Source organism: Burkholderia sp. ZZQ-2, from assembly GCF_050768715.1.
GTDB lineage: Bacteria > Pseudomonadota > Gammaproteobacteria > Burkholderiales > Burkholderiaceae > Burkholderia > Burkholderia cepacia.
The window spans coordinates 1-3405 of the sequence record NZ_LDVA01000143.1; the positions used below are offsets into that span (position 1 = coordinate 1).

The 3405-nt window shown below is 67.7% G+C and carries 3 protein-coding genes; all 3 read left to right on the forward strand.

Annotated elements, in window-relative coordinates; translation table 11 throughout:
- The coding region (locus ABY44_RS08460; RefSeq protein ID WP_431641107.1) for a chemotaxis protein CheW at window positions 1-1217 on the forward strand (1217 nt) is incomplete at its 5' end.
- A 51-nt stretch (window positions 1218-1268) separates the two neighbouring features.
- The gene (cheW, locus tag ABY44_RS08465) at window positions 1269-1784 is read left to right on the forward strand and encodes a chemotaxis protein CheW (RefSeq protein ID WP_021164320.1); all 516 of its coding nucleotides are present in this window, start codon (window positions 1269-1271) and stop codon (window positions 1782-1784) included.
- Window positions 1785-1821: 37 nt separating this feature from the next.
- The coding region (locus tag ABY44_RS08470) for a methyl-accepting chemotaxis protein (RefSeq protein ID WP_431641108.1) at window positions 1822-3405 on the forward strand (1584 nt) is incomplete at its 3' end.

Genomic DNA, 3405 nt, shown 5'->3' on the forward strand with positions numbered 1-3405 from the left:
CCGCATCGGGCGCCGAAGGCAGCTCGATCCGCGTCGGCGTCGAGAAGGTCGACCAGCTGATCAACCTCGTCGGCGAACTCGTGATCACGCAGGCGATGCTCGCGGAAACCGCGAGCGCGTTCGATCCGGCGCTGCACGACCGCCTGTTCAACGGGATGGCGCAGCTCGAGCGCAACGCGCGCGACCTGCAGGAAGCGGTGATGTCGATCCGGATGATGCCGATGGACTACGTGTTCAGCCGCTTCCCGCGGCTCGTGCGCGACCTCGCCGGCAAGCTCGGCAAGCAGGTCGAGCTTGTCACGTTCGGCCAGGCGACCGAGCTCGACAAGAGCCTGATCGAACGGATCATCGATCCGCTCACCCACCTCGTGCGCAACAGCCTCGACCACGGGATCGAGACGGTCGACAAGCGCGTCGCCGCTGGCAAGGACGCGGTCGGCCAGCTCGTGCTGTCGGCCGCGCATCACGGCGGCAACATCGTGATCGAGGTGAGCGACGACGGCGCGGGCCTGAACCGCGAACGCATTCTCGCGAAGGCCGCGAAACAGGGCATGCAGGTGTCCGACAACATCAGCGACGACGAAGTCTGGCAATTGATCTTCGCGCCGGGCTTCTCGACCGCCGAGACGGTGACCGACGTGTCGGGCCGCGGCGTCGGGATGGACGTCGTGAAGCGCAACATCCAGTCGATGGGCGGCCACGTCGAGATCACGTCGCAGGCCGGCCGCGGCACGACCACGCGGATCGTGCTGCCGCTCACGCTCGCGATCCTCGACGGGATGTCGGTGAAGGTCGGCAACGAGATCTTCATCCTGCCGCTGAACTTCGTGATGGAGTCGCTGCAGCCGTCGAACGACGACATCTACACGGTCGGCAACGGCGAGCGCGTGGTGCGTGTGCGCGGCGAATACCTGCCGCTCGTCGCGCTGCACGAGGTGTTCTCGGTCGATGACGCGCGCACCGACCCGACGCAGGGGATCGTCACGATCATGGAAACCGAGGGGCGCCGCTTCGCGATGCTGATCGACGAACTGGTCGGCCAGCAGCAGGTGGTCGTGAAGAACCTCGAAACCAACTACCGCAAGGTGCACGGCATCTCGGCGGCGACCATCCTCGGCGACGGCAGCGTCGCGCTGATCGTCGACGTCGCGGCGCTGAACCGCGAAACCCGTGCGACGCACGGCGCCCGTGCCGGCGCCGAGCTCGCGATGTTCTGATGTCTCTCGCCATTCAACCGATTGGGGGCAAACGTGTCTGCTGAAGTCCAAATGATCAATCCGGCCGCGGCGAACGCGGCAACGAGCCGCCGCGACGCGGAACAAGGCGACGCGACGGGCCAGGAATTCCTGGTGTTCACGCTCGGCGACGAGGAATACGGGATCGACATCCTGAAGGTGCAGGAAATCCGCGGCTACGACAGCGTCACGCGCATCGCGAACGCGCCGGATTTCATCAAGGGCGTGATCAACCTGCGCGGGATCATCGTGCCGATCGTCGACATGCGGATCAAGTTCCATCTCGGCCGCGTCGAGTACGACCACCAGACGGTCGTGATCATCCTGAACGTCGCGCATCGCGTGGTCGGGATGGTGGTCGACGGCGTGTCGGACGTGCTGACGCTGCAGACCGACCAGATCATGCCGGCGCCGGAATTCGGCGCGACGCTGACGACCGAGTACCTGACGGGCCTCGGCACGGTCGACGGCCGGATGCTGATCCTGATGGACATCGAGAAGCTGATGTCGAGCCGTGAAATGGCGCTGATCGAGACGCTCGGCGGGTAAGCGCGCCGCGCGCGCAGGAATTTCGGGAGAATCTGCAATGTTGCATAACTGGTCGATCCGCACGACGCTCACGGCGGTCGGACTCATCCTCGTGGCGCTGGCCGCAGCCGTCGGCGGGCTCGGCCTGTACGCGCTGAATCAAGCGAGCCGCTCGCTCGACGAGATCGCGCACGTCGACCTGCCGGCGATCCATGCGCTCGACGACACGTCGGCGCAGTTGCTGCGCGCGCGCGTGGCGCTCGACCGCTTCCGCACCCTGACCGAAACCGGCAACACGGCCGACGCGGCCAAGGTGCTCGACCGCGCGCAGGAGCTGTACGCGAAGTCGAACCAGAACTGGCAGGCGTTCCAGGCCACGCCGAAGCTCGGCGTCGAGCAGGCGCTCGTCGACGAACTCGCCGCACGCTATGCGACGATCGTGAAGGAAGGCGTCGAGCCCGAATTCGCGGCCGCGCGCGCGGGCGACATGGCCGCGTACCACGCGGTCGCCGATACCAAGATCAGCCCGATGTTCGTCGCGTACGACCAGGCGGCAGCGGCCGTGGTCGCGTCGCTGCAGAAGCGCGCGGAAGATCGCCAGGCCGCGACGCAATCGCAGATCTCGCTGATGATCGGGCTGATCGCGGCCGGCATCGCGATCGCGTTCGTCGTCGTGATCGCGATCCGCTTCGCGCTGCGCGGGCTGATCGTGCAGCCGCTCGAGGACGCGATCGCGCACTTCGAGCGCATCGCCGGCGGCGACCTCACCGAGCCGGTGAACGTGTTCAGCACCAACGAGATCGGCCGCCTGTTCGGCGGCATCAAGCGGATGCAGGACGCCGTCACGACGATGGTGCAAGCCGTGCATCGCGGCACCGAGTCGATCGACGTCGGCGCGCGCGAGATCTCGACCGGCAACACCGACCTGTCGCAGCGTACCGAGGAGCAGGCCGCGTCGCTGCAGGAAACCGCGTCGAGCATGGAGCAGCTGACGGGCACCGTGCGCCAGAACGCGGAGAACGCGCGGCAGGCCAGCCAGCTCGCGGTGAACGCGTCCGACATCGCGACGCAGGGCGGCGACGTGGTCGGCCAGGTCGTGTCGACGATGCAGGACATCGCGGCGAGCTCGGGCAAGGTCGTCGACATCATCGGCACGATCGAAGGCATCGCGTTCCAGACCAACATCCTCGCGCTGAACGCGGCGGTCGAAGCCGCGCGCGCGGGCGAACAGGGCCGCGGCTTCGCGGTGGTCGCGGGCGAGGTGCGCTCGCTCGCGCAGCGCAGCGCGAGCGCCGCGAAGGAAATCAAGCAGCTGATCGGCGATTCGGCCGAGAAGGTCGAAAGCGGGTCGGCGCTCGTGTCGCGCGCCGGTTCGACGATGGACGAGATCGTGCAGGCCGTGCGCCGCGTGACCGACATCATGGGCGAGATCAGCGCCGCGTCGGACGAGCAGTCGACCGGCATCGAGCAGGTCAACCGCGCGGTCGGCCAGATGGATTCGGTCACGCAGCAGAACGCGGCGCTCGTCGAGCAGGCGGCCGCCGCGGCCGCGTCGCTCGAGGAGCAGACGCGCCAGATGAAGACGGTCGTCGCTGGCTGGCGCGTCGCGGGCGGCATCGTGCTCGCGCCGTCGCGCGGTGTC